Source organism: Brevundimonas sp. DS20 (genome assembly GCF_001310255.1).
GTDB classification, from domain to species: domain Bacteria; phylum Pseudomonadota; class Alphaproteobacteria; order Caulobacterales; family Caulobacteraceae; genus Brevundimonas; species Brevundimonas aurantiaca.
In genome coordinates, this window is the sequence record NZ_CP012897.1 from 786,692 (window position 1) to 807,313 (window position 20,622).

Annotated in this window: 17 protein-coding genes and 1 pseudogene; 16 read left to right on the forward strand and 2 right to left on the reverse strand. The window is 67.7% G+C overall.

Translation table 11 applies throughout. The features are described from left to right. Positions 1 to 38: 38 nt before the first annotated feature. Positions 39 to 1,013 carry an ABC transporter ATP-binding protein gene (locus JL11_RS03740; RefSeq protein ID WP_054764472.1) on the reverse strand — a complete coding sequence of 325 codons (975 nt, stop codon included), beginning with the start codon at positions 1,011 to 1,013 and terminating at the stop codon, positions 39 to 41. Positions 1,014 to 1,119: 106 nt separating this feature from the next. On the opposite strand from JL11_RS03740, the gene JL11_RS03745 reads away from it, so the two are divergent. The 4 genes from JL11_RS03745 to polA all read left to right on the forward strand — a co-directional run bounded on the left by JL11_RS03745 (position 1,120) and on the right by polA (position 5,459). Continuing rightward, positions 1,120 to 1,359 carry a zinc-finger domain-containing protein gene (locus JL11_RS03745; RefSeq protein ID WP_054764473.1) on the forward strand — a complete coding sequence of 80 codons (240 nt, stop codon included), beginning with the start codon at positions 1,120 to 1,122 and terminating at the stop codon, positions 1,357 to 1,359. 70 nt (positions 1,360 to 1,429) lie between these two features. After that, a complete protein-coding gene (locus JL11_RS03750; protein ID WP_054764474.1) occupies positions 1,430 to 1,870 on the forward strand; it encodes a VOC family protein in 441 nt (146 codons plus the stop codon). After that, on the forward strand, positions 1,870 to 2,505 hold the full coding sequence (locus JL11_RS03755) for a DUF6655 family protein (protein WP_054764475.1): 636 nt from the start codon (positions 1,870 to 1,872) through the stop codon (positions 2,503 to 2,505). The genes JL11_RS03750 and JL11_RS03755 overlap by 1 nt, the downstream gene beginning before the upstream one ends. 38 nt (positions 2,506 to 2,543) lie before the next feature. After that, positions 2,544 to 5,459, forward strand: coding sequence for a DNA polymerase I (gene polA / locus JL11_RS03760; protein ID WP_054764476.1), 2,916 nt, complete (start codon positions 2,544 to 2,546; stop codon positions 5,457 to 5,459). Between the two features lie 19 nt (positions 5,460 to 5,478). On the opposite strand, the gene JL11_RS03765 is transcribed toward polA, so the two are convergent. Further along, complete coding sequence (locus tag JL11_RS03765; RefSeq protein ID WP_054764477.1) at positions 5,479 to 6,630, reverse strand: hypothetical protein; 1,152 nt, start codon at positions 6,628 to 6,630, stop codon at positions 5,479 to 5,481. Positions 6,631 to 6,729: 99 nt separating this feature from the next. Between JL11_RS03765 and JL11_RS03770 the strand changes: the two genes are divergently transcribed. The 12 genes and pseudogenes from JL11_RS03770 to JL11_RS03825 all read left to right on the forward strand — a co-directional run bounded on the left by JL11_RS03770 (position 6,730) and on the right by JL11_RS03825 (position 20,599). Beyond that, on the forward strand, positions 6,730 to 6,930 hold the full coding sequence (locus JL11_RS03770; protein WP_054764478.1) for a twin transmembrane helix small protein: 201 nt from the start codon (positions 6,730 to 6,732) through the stop codon (positions 6,928 to 6,930). Positions 6,931 to 6,943: 13 nt separating this feature from the next. Then, positions 6,944 to 7,516: a cob(I)yrinic acid a,c-diamide adenosyltransferase gene (locus tag JL11_RS03775; RefSeq protein WP_054764479.1), complete on the forward strand. Its 573-nt coding sequence runs from the start codon at positions 6,944 to 6,946 to the stop codon at positions 7,514 to 7,516. 47 nt (positions 7,517 to 7,563) lie between these two features. Beyond that, complete coding sequence (gene trmB / locus JL11_RS03780) at positions 7,564 to 8,280, forward strand: tRNA (guanosine(46)-N7)-methyltransferase TrmB (RefSeq protein ID WP_054764480.1); 717 nt, start codon at positions 7,564 to 7,566, stop codon at positions 8,278 to 8,280. 109 nt (positions 8,281 to 8,389) lie between these two features. Then, a pseudogene (locus JL11_RS03785) lies at positions 8,390 to 10,343 on the forward strand (methyl-accepting chemotaxis protein). A 75-nt stretch (positions 10,344 to 10,418) separates the two neighbouring features. Next, positions 10,419 to 10,922, forward strand: a complete 504-nt coding sequence (locus JL11_RS03790) for a DUF1993 domain-containing protein (protein ID WP_054764481.1) — start codon at positions 10,419 to 10,421, stop codon at positions 10,920 to 10,922. A gap of 128 nt (positions 10,923 to 11,050) precedes the next feature. Next, positions 11,051 to 11,650, forward strand: a complete 600-nt coding sequence (rimP, locus tag JL11_RS03795; protein ID WP_054764482.1) for a ribosome maturation factor RimP — start codon at positions 11,051 to 11,053, stop codon at positions 11,648 to 11,650. Beyond that, the gene (gene nusA / locus JL11_RS03800) at positions 11,650 to 13,368 is read left to right on the forward strand and encodes a transcription termination factor NusA (protein WP_054764483.1); all 1,719 of its coding nucleotides are present in this window, start codon (positions 11,650 to 11,652) and stop codon (positions 13,366 to 13,368) included. Before rimP ends, nusA begins: the two co-directional genes overlap by 1 nt. A gap of 18 nt (positions 13,369 to 13,386) precedes the next feature. Further along, the gene (locus JL11_RS03805; RefSeq protein WP_054764484.1) at positions 13,387 to 14,061 is read left to right on the forward strand and encodes an RNA-binding protein; all 675 of its coding nucleotides are present in this window, start codon (positions 13,387 to 13,389) and stop codon (positions 14,059 to 14,061) included. Positions 14,062 to 14,167: 106 nt separating this feature from the next. After that, positions 14,168 to 17,194, forward strand: coding sequence for a translation initiation factor IF-2 (infB, locus tag JL11_RS03810; protein ID WP_054764485.1), 3,027 nt, complete (start codon positions 14,168 to 14,170; stop codon positions 17,192 to 17,194). A gap of 232 nt (positions 17,195 to 17,426) precedes the next feature. Beyond that, a complete protein-coding gene (locus tag JL11_RS03815) occupies positions 17,427 to 17,843 on the forward strand; it encodes a DUF2141 domain-containing protein (RefSeq protein WP_197273341.1) in 417 nt (138 codons plus the stop codon). 43 nt (positions 17,844 to 17,886) lie between these two features. Next, positions 17,887 to 19,365 carry a carotenoid oxygenase family protein gene (locus JL11_RS03820; RefSeq protein WP_054764487.1) on the forward strand — a complete coding sequence of 493 codons (1,479 nt, stop codon included), beginning with the start codon at positions 17,887 to 17,889 and terminating at the stop codon, positions 19,363 to 19,365. An 82-nt stretch (positions 19,366 to 19,447) separates the two neighbouring features. Next, positions 19,448 to 20,599, forward strand: coding sequence for an acyltransferase family protein (locus tag JL11_RS03825; RefSeq protein WP_054764488.1), 1,152 nt, complete (start codon positions 19,448 to 19,450; stop codon positions 20,597 to 20,599). The last annotated feature ends 23 nt before the right edge of the window (positions 20,600 to 20,622 follow it).

Here is a 20,622-nt window from a genome sequence, read left to right on the forward strand (position 1 = left end):
GCCGTTCGGCGCCGTCGTCTGATTGTCTTCGCCCCCTTCTAGTCCCTGGTCGGATCGACCTGACTGGCGTCCCCATAGGTCAGGGCTAGGAAGACGTCCTCCAGGTCGGGGTCCTCGGTGGTGATGTCGGCGATGGTGACGCCTGCGGCGCGGACCGCATTGATCACCTGCTCCACCGACGACTGCCCCTTCTTATAGGTCACGGCGAAGGCTCCGCCCGCCCGCGGCGCGACCTGGAAGCCGTTCAGGGCCGGGGGGGTCTTCTGCGGCGTCTCGGGCGTGACCACCACATTGCGGCTGTCCAGCCGGCGCAGCAGCTGGGGCGTGGGCTCACAGGCCACCACCCGGCCCCGATTGACGATGGCGATCGTGTCGCACAGCTCCTGGGCCTCCTCCAGATAGTGGGTGGTCAGGACGATGGTCACGCCCTCGGCGTTGATCTGGCGCACATAGGCCCAGAGCTGACGGCGCAGTTCGACGTCCACCCCCGCCGTCGGTTCGTCCAGGATCAGAATAGGCGGATTGTGGACCAGGGCCTTGGCCACCATCAGGCGACGCTTCATGCCGCCGGACAGGGCGCGGACATAGGCGTTGGCCTTGTCCGACAGGCCCAGGGCCGCCAGGAGCTCGTCGGAACGGCGTTCGTTCTTGGGCACGCCATAGAAGCCCGCCTGAACCTCCAGCGACTCGCGGGGGGTGAAGAAGACGTCGGCGACGATCTCCTGCGGGACGACGCCCAGGGCCGCAGCGGCGTCGCGCGGCTCCTTGTCGATGTCGCGGCCCCAGATGGTCACGGTCCCCTCGGACTTCTTGACCACCCCCGCCAGGATGTTGATCAGGGTCGATTTGCCGGCGCCGTTCGGACCCAGGAGTCCGAAGACGGACCCGCGTTTCACCGCCAGGTCCACGCCGTGCAGGGCGGTCTTGGGAGCGGCCTTCTTGGAGCCGGCGTAGGTCTTTTTGAGCCCCCGCACCTCAATGGCGTTGTCGGGCAGGGTGGTGGCGTCGGTCATTCGGTCGGGCTTTGATCGGACAGGAAGGGGCGCGGCGGTTTGACGCCGCCGAATGGGCCGCATAGGTATGCGTCCGACGCCTCCTCGCCAAGATACGAGCCGAATAATGCCGCCCCGTCACCCCGATGCGATCATTCCGCCCCCCGAAGAGATCGTGGTCTCGACAAAGCGTGTCGCCTGCGACGGCGGCGGCGGCGCCCTGGGCCATCCGCTGGTCTATATGGACATGGGCGAGGATGATTTCGTCGAATGCGGCTATTGCGACCGTCGCTTCGTCCTGTCGGCCCAGCCGCATGACGAAAGCGAATATCTGAGCCCCGCCGCCCGCGCGGCCGAGGCGCACTGAGGCTGCGGTTTGGCCGCTCAGCCGCTGTAAGAGACGCTCGACCCCGCCTTTGAACTGAAAAGAGACAGAGTTGCGCTATCTGCACACCATGGTCCGCGTTCGCGACCTCGACGCCTCTCTGCATTTCTACTGCGATCTGCTGGGGCTTCAGGAGGTGCGTCGCACCGAGAATGAAGCGGGACGTTTCACCCTGGTCTTTCTGGCGGCGCCCAAGAATCTGGAGCAGTCGGCGGCGGAACGGTCGCCTGAGCTGGAACTGACCTATAATTGGGACCCGGAAACCTATCAGGGCGGCCGCAATTTCGGACATCTGGCCTATAAGGTCGATGACATCTATGCCGCCTGTCAGCGGCTGATGGACGGGGGCGTGGTGATCAACCGACCGCCGCGCGACGGCAATATGGCCTTCGTCCGCTCACCGGACGGTATTTCGATCGAACTGCTTCAGGACGGTCCGCCCCTGACGCCGGCCGAGCCCTGGGCGTCCATGCCCAATACGGGGAGCTGGTGATGGGCGGATTTCGCGCGACGTCGGCGCGCCTCGTCGCCGCCCTTTCGATGACAGCCCTTCTGGCCTCGGCCTGCGCCTCAACCACGGAATCCAACATCGGCCGCACGGCGACCGAAAACCTGCTGCTGGCCCGGGCCGCAGACAAGGCGGTGGAGGGCCTGTCCCTGCCGCTTCCGACCGGCGCGACCGTGTTTGTCGATGAGACCTATTTCCAGACCGAAAACTCCCGCTACGCCATCAGCGCAATCCGCGGGGCCCTGTCGGACGCCGGTTATCGGCTGACCCGCACCCGGGAGGACGCCGACGCCGTGTTCGAAATCCGCACCGGCGCCCTGGCGCTGGAGCAGATGCGCCGCGTCTTCGGCATTCCCGAAATGCGGATTCCGATCAACGAGAACTTCAACGTCGTCTCGCTGCCGGAGCTGTCGGTTTACAGCAATCGGGACCGGGCGGGCGTGGCCGAATTCTCCGGCTTTCTCTATGAGGCCAAGACCGGAGCGCCCTTGGGCGCGGTTCTGCCGATGATCGGACAGTACCGGATTCGCAGCCACAAGCTGTTCATGATCGTGACCTGGGGCCAGCAACAGGCGCAGCCGGGTCAGCGCGATCCGGGATCGAGCTGGACGGAATTCTGACGGCTGACGCGGCGGCTCGGGCCGCCTATGTTCCGGCCATGACCGACGCTTCCGCTTCCGACGCCGCCCCCTCCCAGGACCGCCCGCTCACCCAGGACGGACCCGCCCTGCGGCTGTGGATGATTGACGCCTCGGCCTATATCTTCCGCGCCTATCACGCCCTTCCGCCCCTGACGCGAAAGTCGGACGGCATGCCCGTGGGGGCGGTCCAGGGCTACTGCAACATGTTGTGGAAGCTGCTGAAGGACATGAAGGGCGCCGACGGCCCCACCCATCTGGTCGCCATCTTCGACCATTCGGAAAAGACCTTCCGCAACGACCTGTACGACCAGTACAAGGCCCACCGCCCGCCGGCGCCCGAGGATCTGGTGCCGCAGTTTCCTCTGGTGCGCGAGGCGACGGCGGCCTTCGGCGTCCATTGCGTCGAGCTGCCCGGCTATGAGGCCGACGATCTGATCGCCACCTATGCCTGCAAGGCCCGCGACGCCGGAGGCGAGGCGGTGATCGTCAGCTCCGACAAGGATCTGATGCAGCTGATCGGCGGCGGCGTCGTCATGTGGGATCCGATGAAGGATCGGCGTCTGGCCGAGCCCGAAGTGTTCGAAAAGTTCGGCGTCGGGCCGGGAAAGATGGTCGATCTTCAGGCCCTGATCGGCGACAGCGTCGACAATGTGCCGGGCGCGCCCGGCATCGGCCCGAAGACGGCGGCGCAGTTGCTGGACGAATACGGCGACCTGGACACCCTGCTGGCGCGGGCTGGGGAGATCAAACAGCCTAAACGCCGCGAGACCCTGATCAATTTCGCCGACCAGATCCGCCTGTCGCGCGAACTGGTCCGCCTGACCTGCGACGCGCCGGCGCCGGAGCCGATCGAGGATTTCGCCGTGCGCGATCCCGATCCCGAAACCCTGTCGGCCTTTCTGGACAAGATGGAGTTCCGGTCGCTGCAGCGTCGGGTCGGCGACGGCAAGGCGGGGCCCAGCGAAACCTCGGCCTTCGCGCCCAAACGCGCGCCCAATCTGAACGCCCCGGTGGCCACGCCCCGCTATGGCCAGGCGGCGGACGGGCCAGCCGAGGCGCAGTCCTTCGATCTCGACGCTTATGAATGCGTCCAGACCGAAGAGGCCTTGGACCGCTGGATCGCGCGGGCGACCGAGGCGGGGGTGGTCGGCTTCGACACCGAGACCGACGCCCTGTCAGCGACCCATGCCGGCCTGTGCGGCGTATCCCTGGCGGTCGGACCGAACCAGGCCTGCTACATCCCCCTGACCCATGAGCATGAGCCCCAGGCGGGCGAGGGCGGGCTGTTCGGGGAAGCGGGCGAGCCGCGCGAGCCTATTCAGCAACTGGACAAGGCGACGGCCCTGACGAAGCTGAAGTCGCTGCTGGAAGACCCGTCGGTCCTGAAGGTGCTGCAGAACGCCAAATATGATCTGGCGGTCATGGCGCGGCGCGGAATCCGGGTCGCGCCTTATGACGACACCCTGCTGCTCTCCTATGTGCTGGAAGGCGGATTGCACGGTCACGGGATGGACGAGTTGGCGCGGCTCCACCTCGGCCACGAGCCGATACCCTTCAAGAGCGTGGCGGGGACCGGCAAGAGCCAGAAATCCTTCAAGCACGTCGCTCTGAAGTCGGCCACCACCTACGCCGCCGAGGATGCGGACGTCACCCTGCGTCTGTGGCGCATACTAAAGCCCCGGCTGGCGCGCGAGGGCCTGTCCACCGTCTATGAGACCCTTGAACGGCCCATGCCCGCCGTCCTGGCCGAGATGGAGACCGCCGGCGTCCGCATCGATCCCGACCGCCTCAAGCGTTTGTCGAGCGAATTCGGCCTGCGCATGGCCGAGTTGGAGACCCAGGCCCATGAGATTGCGGGCCGTCCCTTCAACATCGGCTCTCCCCGCCAGATCGGCGACATTCTGTTCGGCGAGCTGAATCTGCCGGGCGGGAAGAAGACCGCCTCCGGCCAGTGGGGCACCGACGCCAGCGTTCTGGAGGACCTGGCCCAGACCCACGCCTTGCCGCGTGTCCTCCTGGACTGGCGACAGCTGTCCAAGCTGAAAGGCACCTATACCGACGCCCTGATCGCCGCAGCCGACCCCCGGACCGACCGCGTCCACACCTCCTATCAGCTGGCCGCCGCCTCGACCGGCCGTCTGGCCTCCAGCGATCCCAACCTCCAGAACATCCCCATACGCACCGAGACCGGCCGCGAAATCCGCCAGGCCTTCATCGCCGCCCCCGGCCATCTTCTGATCAGCGCCGACTACAGCCAGATCGAACTGCGCCTTCTGGCCCATATCGGCGACATCCCCGAGCTGAAACGCGCCTTCAAGGCCGGGCTGGACATCCACGCCGCCACCGCCAGCGAAATGTTCGGCGTCCCCGTCGAGGGCATGCCGTCCGAGACTCGCCGCCGCGCCAAGGCCATCAATTTCGGCATCGTCTACGGCATCTCGGCCTTTGGCCTGGCCGCCCAGCTGGGCATCGATCAGGGCGAGGCCGGCGCCTATATCAAGACCTATTTCGACCGCTTCCCCGGCATTCGGACCTATATGGACAGGACCAAGGCCGAGGTCCGCCAGGCCGGCTTCGTCTCCACCGTCTTCGGCCGCCGCATCCACATCCCGGCCATCCATTCGAAATCTGGGGCCGAACGCCAATTCGGCGAGCGCGCCGCCATCAACGCCCCCATCCAGGGCGCCGCCGCCGACATCATCCGCCGCGCCATGATCCGCATGCCCACGGCCCTGGCCGAGGCCGGTTTGAAGACGCGGATGCTGTTGCAGGTGCACGACGAACTGGTCTTCGAAGCCCCGGAAGCGGAGGCCGAGCGCGCCATTCCCGTGATCAAGCGGGTCATGGAAACCGCTTCGGACCCCGCCGTCGCCCTGACCGTGCCCCTGGTGGTCGAGGCCCGCGCCGCCCCGAACTGGGACGAGGCGCACTGACACGCCGGCGCGGCGGCGTTCAGGCCGCCAGGACGACGATGTCGTCAGGGCTTTCCCCGCGCCCCAAAAGGCCGGTTTCGAAGTCCATGAAGATGTCCATCAGCTCGGCCACCCCCGCCGGATGGGCGCCGGCGCCGAAGCGGAAACGCCAATAGCTGACGATGTGCTGGACCGCGCCCAGCTGGTCGCCCAGGCGGGCGAACATCGACGGGGCGTCCAGCAGGAAGTCGCGGAAGGCGATGGGTTTGCCCTCGCGCGTCAGCCGGGCGTAGGCGTCGTCATAGACGCTGAGGGTGCGGCTGACCTCGTCGCAGGTGCGAATGATGCGGCCCCGCAGGACGGCGCGGCTGCGGTCCAGATATTCGCGGGCCTGTCGATCGACCTTACCGACCGGCTTGATGGTGCGCACCGCCTCGGCGACGGCCGCCACCTCGCCCAGCAGGGTCGACAGGGTCCATTTGTAGTAGAGGAAGCCTTTCCAGCAGAAGACCCCTTCCTGATACTGTTCCGGGGCCAGACGCAGGGTCTCGCGCAGGGCCTCCAGCTGGTCGCCAGGGGTGTTGGACAGGATCTTGGCCGTCATCCGCGCCGCTGAATCGGCGGCTTCGCTGTTGCCTGCGCCCAGGCTGAGGCTGACCAGGGGTTCGATCTCGCCCCGGACGAAGGTGGTCATCCGCTGAAGATCGCTCTCGCTGATCGAGAAATAGCAGGGCGCCGGCTCCAGGCCGCACCGGCGCAGCTGTTCGCGAAGCAAAAAGGGGTCGAGCGACGGCAGGCGGTCGATCTGGCGCAGGGTGACGATGTCCGCGTGGGTCGCGGGGACGCCGAACGATTCCATCATCATCCGTTCGAAGCCGATCTGATTGACGAAGACATAGCGGCCGCCGGTCTTCAGATCCTCGTCGTCGATCGGAATGATCACCTTGGTCGCCACATGGCGACGGCCGGTGAACAGGTCCGTCTCGTTGCGTCGGAGCCGGTGTTTGATGATCAGGGATCGGTTCAGCACCGGGGTGCGGAAGATCGGGCGTGCGGCCCAGTCGGGATTGCGCAGGGCGCCGTCTGCCCGGCTGTCGCCGTTCTCTTCCCACACCTTCAGCAGGTTCAGCACGCGGGCGGTGGAGGCCGAGCCCCTCAGGTGATCGAGATTTCGGACGGCGCGATCGGTCATGAGCGGGACCTTGCACCACAAATCGTCACCAATGGCTTAGCTGGCGGCCAATTCGACCGATGCTGGCGCCGGAAGCACGACACGCCTAAAAGGATGTCCATGCAGATGCTGGACATTCTGATCCTCCTCGCCATCGCCGCCGTGACGGTGACGCTGGGCCTGGGGCTGTATTCCCTGTTTCGCGGCGGCGCCTATGCGCGCAGCCATTCCAACCGGCTGATGCGCTGGCGGGTCGGGTTGCAGGCCCTGGCGGTCCTGCTTCTGGTGATCGGCATGCTGTGGAAGGCGACGGCGTCTTGACCGGAGGTCGTCCATGGTGACGCTGAACAAGATCTACACCAAGACTGGGGACGAGGGCCTGACGCGGCTGGCCTCGGGTGCGCCGGTGTCTAAGACCGATCTGCGGGTCCAGGCCTATGGGGCGGTGGATGAACTGAACGCCGTCCTGGGGGTGGCCCGGCTCAGCAGCGGCCAGAACGACCGGATCGACGCCATGCTGGGGCGGATTCAGAATGAACTGTTCGATTTGGGGGCCGATCTGGCCACGCCGCTGGACCCGCCCCCGGCCTGGGAGGCGCTGCGAATTCTGGACAGCCAGGTCGAGCGACTGGAACAGGAGATCGACTGGATGAACGAGAGCCTGAAACCGCTGGACAGTTTCATCCTGCCCGGCGGTTCGCCCTTGTCGGCCCATCTGCATGTGGCGCGCACCGTGTGCCGTCGCGCCGAGCGGGACGCCGTGCGTCTGGTCGAGGCGGGGCAGGCGGTCAACGGCGCGGCCCTGCGCTATCTGAACCGGCTGTCGGACCATCTGTTCGTCGCCGGGCGCCGCGCCAACGCCAACGGCGCCAATGACGTCAAGTGGAAGCCGGGCGCGACCCGCTGAGGCGTCGCTTATGGACGCCGGGGTTCCGGACGGCTAACGGCAGGCGGATGAAGACCGACCTGCCCCCCGAGGACGACAATCCGCATCTGGAGCGGCCGCTGCGGTCGTTCGGCCGTATCAAGGCCCGACCCATCAAGCCGCGTCAGGCCGCCCTGATGGAGACGCTGCTCCCCCGGATCGCCGTGCCGGACCCGAAGGCGGGACCGGTGAACCCGCAGACTCTGATGCCCAACGCCGCCGAGGTCTGGCTGGAGATCGGATTCGGCGGGGGCGAACATATGGCGGCCCAGGCGGCGCGGCGGCCGGACGTTCTGGTGATCGGCTGCGAACCCTTTCTGAACGGGGTCGCCTCGGCCCTGCGCCACGTCGAGGAAGGCGGGCTGGAGAACGTCCGCATCCACGCCGACGACGCGCGCGACCTGGTCGAGGTCCTTCCCGACGCCTCGGTCGATCGGGTGCTGATCCTGTTTCCCGATCCCTGGCACAAGGCCCGGCACAACAAACGCCGCCTTTTGCAGGACGAGACGGCCCAGGCCTTCGCCCGCATTCTGAAGCCCGGCGGGACGCTGCGGTTCGTTACCGACTGGCGGGACTATGCGGAATGGACGCTGGAGCGATTGGAGAGGGCGCCAGGGCTGAAGCGGATCGGAGCGGCCGAGGCCGACTGGCATGTCGCCCCGTCGGACCATGTGATCACCCGCTATGAGGAAAAGCGACTGGGCGACACCGCGCCGATCTTCCTGGAATATCAGAAGGCGGCCTGAGGGAACTTGTGCGGGGCTGATTGTCGCATAAGGGTATCTACCTAGCCCCCTCATAGCCCCCCGTTTAACCTCGTTCTTTAGGCATGGTCCGATGCTTAGGGAAACAACCATGAAGGCTTTGACGATCGGCGGGCGGATTAATCTGCTGGCGCTTGTGACGGTGGCCGGCCTTCTGGTGGTGACGGCCTTGGCCCTTTTCCGGCTGGATGCGGTCATGCGTGACGACATCGCCGACCGCACTAAAAAGTCCGTCGAGATCGCCCACAGCGTGGTCGCCTATTACCAGGGTGAGGAGGCGGCCGGACGGATGAGCCGGGATCAGGCCCAGACGGCGGCCAAGGCGGCGGTCGGGGCCATGCGGTACGGCCAGGACGACTATTTCTGGATCAACGACATGCATCCCACCATGGTGATGCACCCGATGAAGCCGGCGCTGAACGGCAAGGATCTGAGCGAGAACAAGGACGCTGACGGCGTGCTGATGTTCAAGGAATTCGTCGCCGTGGTGCAGAAGGACGGCGAGGGCTTCGTCGAGTATCAGTGGGCCAAGCCGAACCAGGACGAGGCCTCGCCGAAGATCTCCTATGTGAAGGGCTTTGCGCCCTGGGGCTGGGTGATCGGTTCAGGCGTCTATACCGACCAGATCGCGGCGGCCGTGGGCAAGTCGGCCCTGGCCTTGGGCTCCATGGCCCTGCTGGTTTTGCTGGCGGTCGGGGCGGCGGGCTGGTTCATCGGCCGGTCGGTGTCGGGGCCCGTGGTGGCGCTCGAGCGGCGGATGCGCGGCCTGGCGGAGGGGGATACGGCCTCCGAGATTCCTGGCGTCGCGCGCGGCGACGAGATCGGCAAGATGGCCTTGGCGCTCGCGACCTTCCGCGACGCGGCCATCGAGAAGGCGCGTCTGGCGGCGGAGGCCCTGTCGCAGCGCTCGATGAGCGAGCAGGAGCGGGCCGCCCGCGAGGCCGAGAAGGCGGCGGAGGCCGAGGCCGACCGGGTGACGATCGAGGCCTTGGGCCGGGGTCTGGCGGCCATGGCGGACGGCGACCTGACCTATCGGATCGAGACCGAATTCGCGCCCAAGGCGGCGCAGCTGAAGACGGACTTCAACGCCGCCATCGCTCAGCTCCAGCAGGCCCTGTCGGTGGTGGTGGGCAATATCGCCGGCATCCGCTCCGGCGCCGGCGAGATCAGCCAGGCCGCCGACGACCTGTCGCGTCGTACCGAACAACAGGCTGCGGGGCTGGAGGAGACGGCGGCGGCTCTGGACGAGATCACCGCCACGGTGAACAAGACGGCGTCGGGCGCGCGCCAGGCCTCGGACAGTGGTCCAGGCCGCCAAGGGCGACGCCGAGACCTCGGGCGTCATCGTTCGCGACGCCGTCCAGGCCATGCAGGCCATAGAGGGCTCGTCGGACCAGATCAGCCAGATCATCGGCGTCATCGACGAAATCGCCTTCCAGACCAACCTCCTGGCCCTGAACGCCGGGGTCGAGGCGGCCCGTGCGGGCGAGGCCGGTCGCGGCTTTGCGGTGGTGGCCTCCGAGGTCCGCGCCCTGGCCCAGCGGTCGGCGGAGGCCGCCAAGGAGATCAAGACCCTGATCTCGACCTCCAGCACCCAGGTCGGTTCGGGGGTGAAACTGGTCGGCCAGACCGGCGAGGCCCTGCAGCGGATCGTCGATCGGGTGGCCGAGATCGACGGACTGGTGTCGGAAATCGCGGCCTCGGCCCAGGAACAGGCGATCGGCCTGGCCGAGGTCAATACGGCCGTCAACCAGATGGACCAGGTCACCCAGCAGAACGCCGCCATGGTCGAACAGTCGACCGCCGCCAGCCACTCTCTGGCCCAGGAGGCCCAGTCGCTCCAGGCCTCGGTGGCCCGGTTCAAGGTCGGCTCAGCGGCCCAGGTCGTCGCCGCCCCCGCCCGCGCCCCTGCGCCCGCGCCTGCGTCTTCCGCACCGGCCAAGCCGGCCCATCGAATGGTCCAAGCCCTCAAGACCCTGGGCCGCGGCGGCGCCGCGCCCGCCCAACAGGCCGCTCCCGCCGAAGACGGCTGGGAGGAATTCTAGGCGGCTTCGTCGAGGACGGTCTGGCGCGGCGGCGATGAACCGACCAGCTTAGGCCGTCTTCACCGGAGCCCTTGAATGACCCTCTCGATCTACGACTTCGCCACGCCCGTTCTGGCGCGCGGCCTCACCAATCTGTCCGGTTTCCTGGACAAGGCCCTGGCGGAGGGCTTCGACGAGACAATCCTGATCCAGGCCCGGCTGCACGACGACATGCGCCCCCTGGTCGCCCAGGTGCAGCTGGCCTCGGACACGGCCAAGGGCGCCGTGGCGCGGCTGGCCGGCGTCGACAATCCCTCCATGGCGGACACGGAGACAACCTTCGCGGAATTGAAGGACCGGATCGCCCGCACCCTGGCCTTCATCGACAGCGTCGACCCCGCCGCCTTCGCCGGCGCCGAGGCCCGGCCGATCCGCCTGAAGACGCCGAGCCGGGAGCTGAACTTCGACGGCCTGGGCTATCTGACCAGTTTCGTCCTGCCCAACTTCCATTTCCACGTCACGACCGCCTACGCCGTCCTACGCAAGGAGGGCGTGCCGCTGGGCAAGATGGATTATCTGGGGCGGCTGGCGCTGGTTTGAACGAATAGGGCTGACAAGCGAATGTGAAGGGCCTATATGGCGCTCCACATCGTTAGACCGGCGTCCAACGGCGTCGTTCAAAGCGGCGGCCCGGACGGACCGCCGCTTTTGTTTTGGATATTCGCCGCTTGCGCGCAAAGACCGCCCAGGACCGCCAACTGCTGGAGCTGATCGACCCGATCGCGGAGTCGCTCGGGCTCGAGGTCGTGCGCGTTCGTCTGATGAGCGGCTCCAAGCGCCAGCGCCTGCAGATCATGGCCGAACGCCCGTCCGACCACGACATCTCGGTGGAGCAATGCGCCAAGCTGAGCCGGGCCGTGTCGGAGGTGTTCGACGCCGCCGATCCGATCAGTGGCGAATATCTGCTGGAGGTCTCCTCCCCCGGCATCGACCGGCCCCTGACCCGTCCCATCGACTTCGACCTGTTCGAGGGCGAGGAGGCGCGGCTGGAGACGGACCGGATGATCGAGGGCCGCAAACGCTTCAAGGGCGTGCTGGCCGGGTTCGAGGACGGCAATGTCCTGATCGACCTGGAGGGCGAGGAGGACACCGCCCTGATCCCCTTCGACTGGTTGAGCGATGCGAAACTGGTCCTGACCGACGCCCTGATGAAGCGGGGCGCCGCCATCCGCGCCGCTCGCGGCGAACCTGAAGACGACGGCCTGCCCGAAGGGGAAGCCGACGACGCTGACACCGACACCACGACCCCTTCTGAGGACAAAGCCTGATGGCCGTCACCGGTATTTCCGCCAACCGCCTCGAACTGCTGCAGATCGCCGAGGCCGTGGCCCGCGAGAAGAACATCGACCGCGAAATCGTCATCGAGGCGATTGAGGAGGCGATCCAGAAGGGCGCCAAGTCGCGTTACGGAGCGCACCACGACATCCGCGCCAAGATCGACCACAAGACCGGCGAACTGTCCCTGACCCGTCACGTCACCATCGTCGAGGACGACTGGCAGCCGGAAGACGAGCTGGAGGAGTTCAACGACAGCGCCATGGTGCGTCTGCGCGACGCCCTGAAGCGCGACCCCGAGGCCGAGGTCGGCAAGGAATATGTCGAACAGCTGCCGCCGTTCGAGTTCGGCCGGGTCCAGACCCAGATGGCCCGCCAGGTCGTGACCGGAAAGGTCCGCGAGGCCGAGCGCGCCAACCAGTACGAAGAGTTCAAGGATCGCGTCGGCGAGATCGTCAACGGCACGGTCAAGCGCGTGGAATACGGCAACACCATCGTCGACCTGGGCCGGGGCGAGGGCGTCATGCGCCGCGACCAGTCCATCCCGCGCGAGGTGTTCAACATCGGCGACCGGATCCGCACCTACATCTACGACGTCCGGCCCGAGGCCAAGGGCCCGCAGGTCATGCTGAGCCGCGCCCACCCCGGCTTCATGGCCAAGCTGTTCGCCCAGGAAGTGCCGGAAGTCTATGACGGCGTGATCGAGATTCGCGCCGCCGCCCGTGACTCGGGTTCGCGCGCCAAGATGGCCGTCCTGTCGAACGACAGCTCCATCGATCCGGTCGGCGCCTGCGTCGGCATGCGCGGCTCGCGGGTTCAGGCGGTCGTCGCCGAACTGCAGGGCGAGAAGATCGACATCATCCAGTGGAACCCGGACGAGCCCACCTTCATCGTCAACGCCCTGGCCCCGGCCGAGGTGTCCAAGGTGGTGCTGGACGAGGAAGCCGGCCGCGTGGAAGTGGTCGTGCCCGACGAACAACTGTCGCTGGCCATCGGCCGTCGCGGCCAGAACGTGCGCCTGGCCAGCCAGCTGACCGGCTGGCAGATCGACATCATCACCGAGAGCCAGGACTCCGAGCGTCGCCAGCGCGAGTTCGGCGAGCGCACCGCCCTGTTCCAGGAAGCCCTGGACGTGGACGAGGTCATCGCCCAGCTGCTGGTCACCGAAGGCTTCGCCACGGTGGAAGACCTGGCCTATGTCGACCCCTACGAGGTCTCGGAAATCGAGGGCTTCGACGAGGAGACGGCCGAGGAGCTTCAGACCCGCGCCCGCGAATATCTGGACAAGAAGGCCGCCGAACTGGACGCCAAGCGCACTGAACTCGGCGTTGAGGACGCGGTTCTGGACGTGCCGGGCGTGACTCTCGCCATGGCGGTCGCCTTGGGCGAAGGCGGGGTCAAGACCGTCGAGGATCTGGCCGATCTGGCGACCGACGAAATTCGCGGCGGCTACGAGGTGAAGAACGGCGAACGGGTCAAGGTCCCGGGTGTTCTGGAAAGCTTCAACCTGGCCCAGGAAGAGGCCGAACTGCTGATCCTGCAGGCCCGTGTGGCCGCCGGCTGGATCGACGCCTCGGAACTGCCGCAGCCCGAGCCGGAGTATGAGGACGAGGGCGACTACGCCGAGGGCGAGTACGATCCCGACCAGGTGTTCGGCGAGGCCGGTGGCGAAGGCCAGGCGTCCGACGACGCCGAACCGTCGAACACGTGATGGGAGACCTGGCCCTTCATGAGCTTGCGCGACGCGACGATCGATAGGGAACGCCGGGACCTGGTCAGCCACCAGGTCATGGACGAATCTCGTCTGATCCGTTTCGTCGCCGGGCCCGAGGGTCAGGTGGTTCCCGACCTGGGGCGCAAACTGCCCGGTCGCGGCCTGTGGGTCGAAGCCAGTCGCGCCTCGGTCGAGGCGGCGGTCAAGAAGAACGGCTTCACGCGCGCCGCAAAGACGAAGCTGACCGCCCCGGCCGATCTCGCGGATCTGGTCGAGCGGCTGCTGGTCCGGCGTTGTTTGGACCAGCTGGGTCTTGCCCGGCGCGAAGGCGTGCTTATCTCAGGCTTCGAAAAGTCCGCTGCGGCCCTGCGGGCCGGCAAGGCCGACTGGGTGATCGAGGCCTCCGACGGGGCCGCCGATGGCCGTGGCAAAATCCTCGCATTGGCCCGCCATCAGACCGCCAAGGTCTGCGGCGCCTTTACGGCGGACGATTTGAGTTTGGCCCTTGGGCTGGAAAATGCGATACACGCCGTCCTGCTTGCGGGCGGACGCGCCGATCGGTGGACCCTAGAGGTCGAACGACTGGCTGGATTTCGGCCGCTTCGCCCCCTTCACTGGGAGATTTCCGGTGTCGAGGACGGACCGGCGGGCGCACCCCCGACTGATTTTAATCACGGTGGGGCGAGCTGAGGATTTTGGCGGCCGAGGGCCTGTCTCCAGGGGCGGAGACGGGCTCACGGCCGTTTATGGGTATTGAGACGACGGCGGGCTTTTCCGCCCCAAGTAAAGCGACCGGATGAGCGACGAAAACGACAAGACCAACCAAGGCCAGGGTTCGAACACCGGCGGAACGCCGTCCCAGACGGGGCCGCGGGCGCCGCTGAGCCTGAAGCCGCGCGCCGCGGGATCGGTTTCGACCGGCACCGTGAAGCAGAGCTTCAGCCATGGCCGATCCAAGACGGTGGTGGTCGAGACCAAGCGACGCCCCGGCGCCGGCGGGCCGCAACGCCCGCAAGGCTTCGATGTCGCTCGCCCGCAGCAGGCGGGACAGGCGCCGCGTCCGCAGGGCCAGCGCCCGGCCCAGCCCGCCGGCGGGGGTCTGTCGCCTGAGGAGCAGGAGGCCCGTCGCCGCGCCATCGCCCTGGCGACCCAGGCCAACGCCGAACGCGAACGCGCCGCCGCCGCTGAAAAGGCCGCGCGCGAAGCCGCCGAGCGTGAGCGCGCCGCCGCCAATGAACGCGCTGCCCAGGCCGCGCGCGAAGAGGCCGCCGCCGCCAAGGCCGCAGCCGAGGCCGCCCGCGCCGAGGCCGCCAAATTGGCCGCCGCCGCGCCTCAGCCGGTCAAGACTGCGCCCAAGCCGACCCCAGCTCCGACGCCGGCTGCGTCCGCGCCCGCCCCGGCGCCGGTCGCTCCGACGCCGGCGCCTGCCCGTCCCGCCGCCCCGGCGCGTCCGACCGTCAACTTCGGCCAACGCGCGCCCAAGCCCGGCAATCCGCAGCGTGCGGCGCCGGAACGCCCCGCCTTCGGCGGCCGTTCGGCCCGCGAACAGGCCATGGGCGGCGGCGACCGGTCCTATTCAGATCGTCCCCAGTCGTCCGAGCGTCCGCAAGGCGACCGTCCCCAGGGCGGCCGCCCCGGCCCTGGCGGCCAGCGTCCCCAGGGCGCCAAGCCGGCCGAGCCGGTCCGCTATTCGGCCCTGAACCCCCGCCCGGCTCCCGGCGCCGCCCGTCCCGGCGGCCCGCGCACCGGCCCCGGCGGCCGAGCGGCTCCGAACGCCCCGCCCGCCACCCCCGAAGTGGCCCGTCCCAGCCGCGCGCCCGGCGCCGGCTTCGGCCGTCCCGTGGGTCGCGACGACGATCGTGAGAAGCGTTTCTCCGACGCCGGCAAGGCGGTCAGCCGCACCCGCGGCGAACCCAAGCGCCGCGAAGGCCGGATGACCATCCAGTCCGTGGTCGGCGACGGCGACGCCGCCGAGCGGATGCGCTCCCTGGCCTCGGTCCGCCGCGCCCGCGAACGCGAGAAGGAAAAGCGCAAGGGCGGCTCCACCGATACGCCGAACCGTCCGCGTGAAGTGGTCATCCCCGACGTCATCACCGTGCAGGAGCTGTCCAACCGGATGGCCGTGCGGGGCGTCGACATTATCAAGTTCCTGATGAAGCAGGGCATGATGATGAAGATCAACGACGTGATCGATTCCGACACCGCCGAACTGGTGGCCGAGGAATTCGGCATGGCCGTCAAGCGTGTGTCCGAGTCCGACGTGGAAACCGGCTTCCTGGGCGAGGCGGACGACGCCGATGCCTCCGAAGTCCGCGCCCCGGTCGTGGCCATCATGGGCCACGTCGACCACGGCAAGACCTCGCTGCTGGACGCGCTGCGCACCACCGATGTGGCGGGCGGCGAAGCCGGCGGCATCACCCAGCATATCGGCGCCTATCAGGTGCGTCTGGAAGACGGCCAGAAGGTCACCTTCCTGGACACGCCCGGCCACGCCGCCTTTTCGGCCATGCGGGCGCGCGGCGCCAATGTGACCGATATCGTGGTTCTGGTCGTGGCCGCCGACGACGGCGTCATGCCCCAGACGATCGAGGCGATCCAGCACGCTAAGGCGGCCGAGGCGCCGCTGATCGTCGCCGTCAACAAGATGGACAAGCCCGGCGCCACCTCGCAGAAGGTCGTCAACGAACTGCTGCAGTACGAAGTGATCGCCGAGAGCCTGGGCGGCGACACCCAGATCATCGAGGTCTCCGCCAAGGAGCGGATGAACCTGGACGGCCTCTTGGAAGCCATCCTGGTCCAGGCCGAGGTCATGGACCTGCGCGCCAACCCCGACCGATCGGCCGAGGGCGTGGTCATCGAGGCCAAGCTGGACAAGGGCCGCGGCCCCGTCGGCACCGTCCTGGTCAAGCGCGGCACGCTGAAGCGCGGCGACATCGTCGTGGCCGGCGGCGCCTGGGGCAAGGTTCGCGCCCTGCTGAACGAGCGCAACGAACAGCTGACCGACGCCGGCCCGTCCGTCCCGGTCGAGATCCTGGGTCTGGACGAGGCGCCGTCGCCGGGCGACGTCTTCGCCGTGGTGGATTCCGAAGCCCGCGCCCGCGAGCTGACCGAATATCGTCAGCGGGTGAAGCGCGAAAAGGCCCAGGTTTCGGGCGGCTCGGTCTCGCTGGTCGACATGATGGCCAAGCTCGGCTCCAAGAAGATCAACGAGCTGCCGGTGGTCATCAAGGCCGACGTCCAGGGTTCGGGCGAAGCCATCGCCGCCTCGCTGGAGAAGATGGGCAACGACGAGGTCCGCGCCCGCATCGTCTATTCCGGCGCAGGCGGCATCACCGAGAGCGACGTCAACCTGGCCAAGTCGGCCGGCGCGCCGATCCTCGGCTTCAACGTCCGGGCCTCGAAACAGGCACGCGATCTGGCCGACCGCGAGGGGGTCGAGATCCGCTACTATTCGATCATCTACGACCTCTTGGACGACATGAAGGGCGTGCTCTCGGGCATGCTGGCGCCGCTGCAACGCGAAACCTTCCTGGGCAACGCCCAGGTGCTTCAGGTCTTCGACATCTCCAAGGTCGGCAAGATCGCCGGCTGCCGCGTCACCGAAGGCGTCGTGCGCAAGGGCGCCCGCGTCCGCATCATCCGCGACGACGTGGTGGTGCTGGAGCTGGGCGTGCTCAACACGCTCAAACGCTTCAAGGACGAGGTCAACGAGGTGCCCTCGGGCCAGGAGTGCGGCATGCAGTTCCAGGGCTTCCAGGACATCAAGGAAGGCGACTACATCGAGTGCTTCACGGTCGAAGAGATCAAGCGCACCCTGGACTAGGTCCGGCGTTCGAAAGCACCCAGAGAGACAGGCCCGGAACCCAGGTTCCGGGCCTTTTTCTTTGCGCGGCGGATCCGACGTGGGCGTTCACGCTTCGCCGGCGGCGGCGCACGGTCACTGGCGAAAACCGGCTGTCCAGCGCCGCAAGTCCGCTGGCGGCGGCGGCTGACGGGCGGCACGGTTCGGTCATCGAGAGCCGGCCGTCGGTTCTCACCCCGACAGGATCGCCGCCGTGAAGTTCTCCGCCCTCATCCTTTCCGCCGCCGTCGCCGCTCTCGCCGCCGCGCCAGCCTTCGCCGCCGACCTGACCATCGTCTTTCCGGACGCGGCCGCAGAAGGCCGGATCATGGTCGCCGTCTTCGACAGCGCCGAGGCCTATCAGGCGGGCCGACCGGTCAAGGCGGCCCAGCTGGACGCCGCAGCAGGCGAGACCCGCGTCACCTTCGACGACCTGCCCGACGGCGACTATGCGGTGCGCGCCTTCCACGATCTGAACGCAGACGGGCGGATGAACACCAATCCCTTCGGCATGCCGACCGAGCCCTTCGCCTTCTCCAACAATGCGGTCGGCAATATGGGCCCGGCCTCCTGGGACCGCGCCCGCTTCCCGGCGGCCGGGTCGGTCGAACAGACGATTACGCTGAAATAGATCCCGCCGCCGACCTGCCGTTTTCAACTTCAAGAGCCTGATCATGATCCCCTCCCGCCGCGCCTTTCTGATGGGCGCCGCCGCCCTGTCCGCCGCCGTGGCCACGCCCGAAATGACGCGCGCGGCCGCCGCCTTGAACGCCGTCGCCGAAATGAAGGCCGACTGGGCCCTGGCGACGCGCGATGTCGCCGCCGACGCGCCCCGTCACGCCCTGCGCCTGATCCACGGCCGCGCGCCGTCGGGTCTGGAGGGCGTGCTTTATCGCAACGGGCCGGGGCGCTTCCGTCGGCCGGGCGGATCGGCGACCCACTGGTTCGACGGCGACGGCCTGATGCGGGCCTTTAGGATTCAGGACGGTCAGGCCACGCTGGAGGCCCGTTTCGCCGATACGCCCAAGCGCCGAACCGAGACGGAGCTGGACGCCGTCGTCACCCCCGGCTTCGGCACACGCGGCGACGCCCGCGCGCGAGTCGGCTCCAATGACGACGCCAACGCCGCCAATACGGGGATCATGCCGGCGGGCGATCGGGTCTGGGCCCTGTGGGAGGGCGGGTCGCCCCTGGCCATGGACGCCGCCGACCTGTCCACCCAGGCGTTCGTCACCCTGCGGAGCGATCTGAAAGGCATGCCCTTCCAGGCCCACCCGCGTCGAGGACCGGACGGCTCGATCTGGAACGTCGGCGCGGCAGGCGATCGGGCGGTGATCTGGCGGTTAAACCCCGACGGGGGACTGAATCAGGCGGAGGTGCTGCGTCTGCCGCGCGCCAGCTACATGCACGACTTCACGGCGACTGACCGGCATCTGATCCTGGTGATGCAGCCCTGGCTGTTCGAGACCCAGGCGACGCCGATCATCAACGGCCTGGTTTGGCGGCCTGAGGCGGGAACCCAGGTCATGGTGCTGGACAAGGACGATCTGAGCCGGCGGAGGATCTATGAACTGCCCGGCTTCTTCCACTTCCACCTGGGCGACGCCTGGGCCGAGGCGGACGGGACCATTCGCTTCGATGTCGCCGCAGCCGAGGATCCGCGCTTCGCCGTCGATGGGGCGAGGGTGCTGGTGGAGGGGCAGGGCACAGTTCCAGGGGATCCGGCGACCCTGGCCTTGATCACCCTTCGACCTGACGGGCGGGCCGAAATGACGCGCTCCAACGCCGTCGGGGAGTTTCCGCAGAGCGATCCGCGTCGTCGGGGGCTTAAGCGACGCCTGACCGTCCATACGGGCGGAGAAACGCGCGGCCGGCCTCTGCCCACCGGCCTGGCCTTGCAGGACTGGGAGACGGGTCGATCCGAGGGCTTCACCTTCGGCCGCCATCAGGTCGTTGAAGAGGTGCTGTTCGCGCCCAAGCCCGGCGCGACGGCCGAGCGGGACGCCTGGCTGATCGGCCCCTCCATCAATCTGGACGCCGGTCGCACCGAACTGCATGTGTTCGACGCCGCCCGGATCGCGGACGGGCCGGTCGTCAGCTGGGCTGCGGACTTCGCCCTGCCCGCCGGCTTCCACGGGGCCTGGGTCGGTTAGTGCCCCGGCCGGGCCAAAAGGCGGCAGGCGCCGTTCTTGCGGCCTTCATGGTTCGCAAAGCCTGACGTGCCAAGGTGAGACCATGACCCCGGTTCAGACGCCTGCCGATCTTCGACCCTTGACGGCCCTGCGGTTCGCCGCAGCCCTGTGGGTCGCCGTCTACACCTTCTGGCCCAATCTGGCCGGGGCGCCGCAGACGGCCGTGGTCGCCAAAGGCTATCTGGGCGTCGAACTGTTCTTCGTCCTGTCCGGCTTCATTCTGAGCCACGTCTATCTTCAGGCGGCGGGCGAGAAGCGGTTTTCCTATCGCGGCTTCCTGTGGGCGCGGATCGCCAGGGTCTATCCGCTGCATCTCGCCACCCTGATCGGGGTCGGAGGGCTGGCGGCGGCGGCTCTGATCGCGGGAATGAGCGTGGACGCCAACGTCCTGTCCTGGTCGTCGCTTCCCGCCAATCTGCTGATGCTCCACGCCTGGGGCTTGGCGCCGGTGGCCGGTTGGAACCATCCGTCCTGGTCGATCTCGGCGGAATGGTTCGCCTATCTGTGCTTTCCCCTGTTCGCCTTCGTCTTCTGGCGTCTGCGCGACAAGCCGGTCGCGGCCGTGGTTGGGGCGGCGGCCTTTCTGACGGTGCTGTATTTCGTGTTCGAGCAGGCGGCGGGTTTTCCTCTGACGGAGGCCACCATCCGCTGGGGGGCGCTTCGGATCGTGCCCTGTTTCGCCCTCGGGTGCGCCCTCTATCTGGTCTATCGCAAGGTGGGGCAGCGGCTGTCCGCTCTCCTGGCGGGCGGGGCGGCGGCGATCGCCTTCGTCTTGATGATGGTCAGCGCGGCCCTGGGGCTGTGGGATGGGATCACCGTCCTGTGCGCCGGCGCTCTGATCCTCGCCCTGGCTGTCCTTCCCAATGCAAGCGCCGGCTGGCTGGCCTCGCGCCCGGCCGTCTATCTGGGTGAGATCAGCTATTCGGTCTATATGGTCTGCGTGCCGTGGAATCTGCTGGCCGTCGGCCTGGCGGCGAAGCTGACGGGCGCCGCTGACAAGCAACTTCAAATTTTCGTGTGGCTGGCGATTCTGGCCCTTTTGCCCGTCGTGGCGGCGGTCTCCTATCACCTGGTCGAACGCCCGGCGCGACAGGCTTTGAGGGGGTTGGCCGAGCGGCCGAAATCCGTGTCAAGCGCTACAGAAGACCGTCCGTCGCCTGACGGCGGTATGTCGAAAACGGTTGTCGAATCCTGAGAGCCTGTGTTCTAAAAACACCA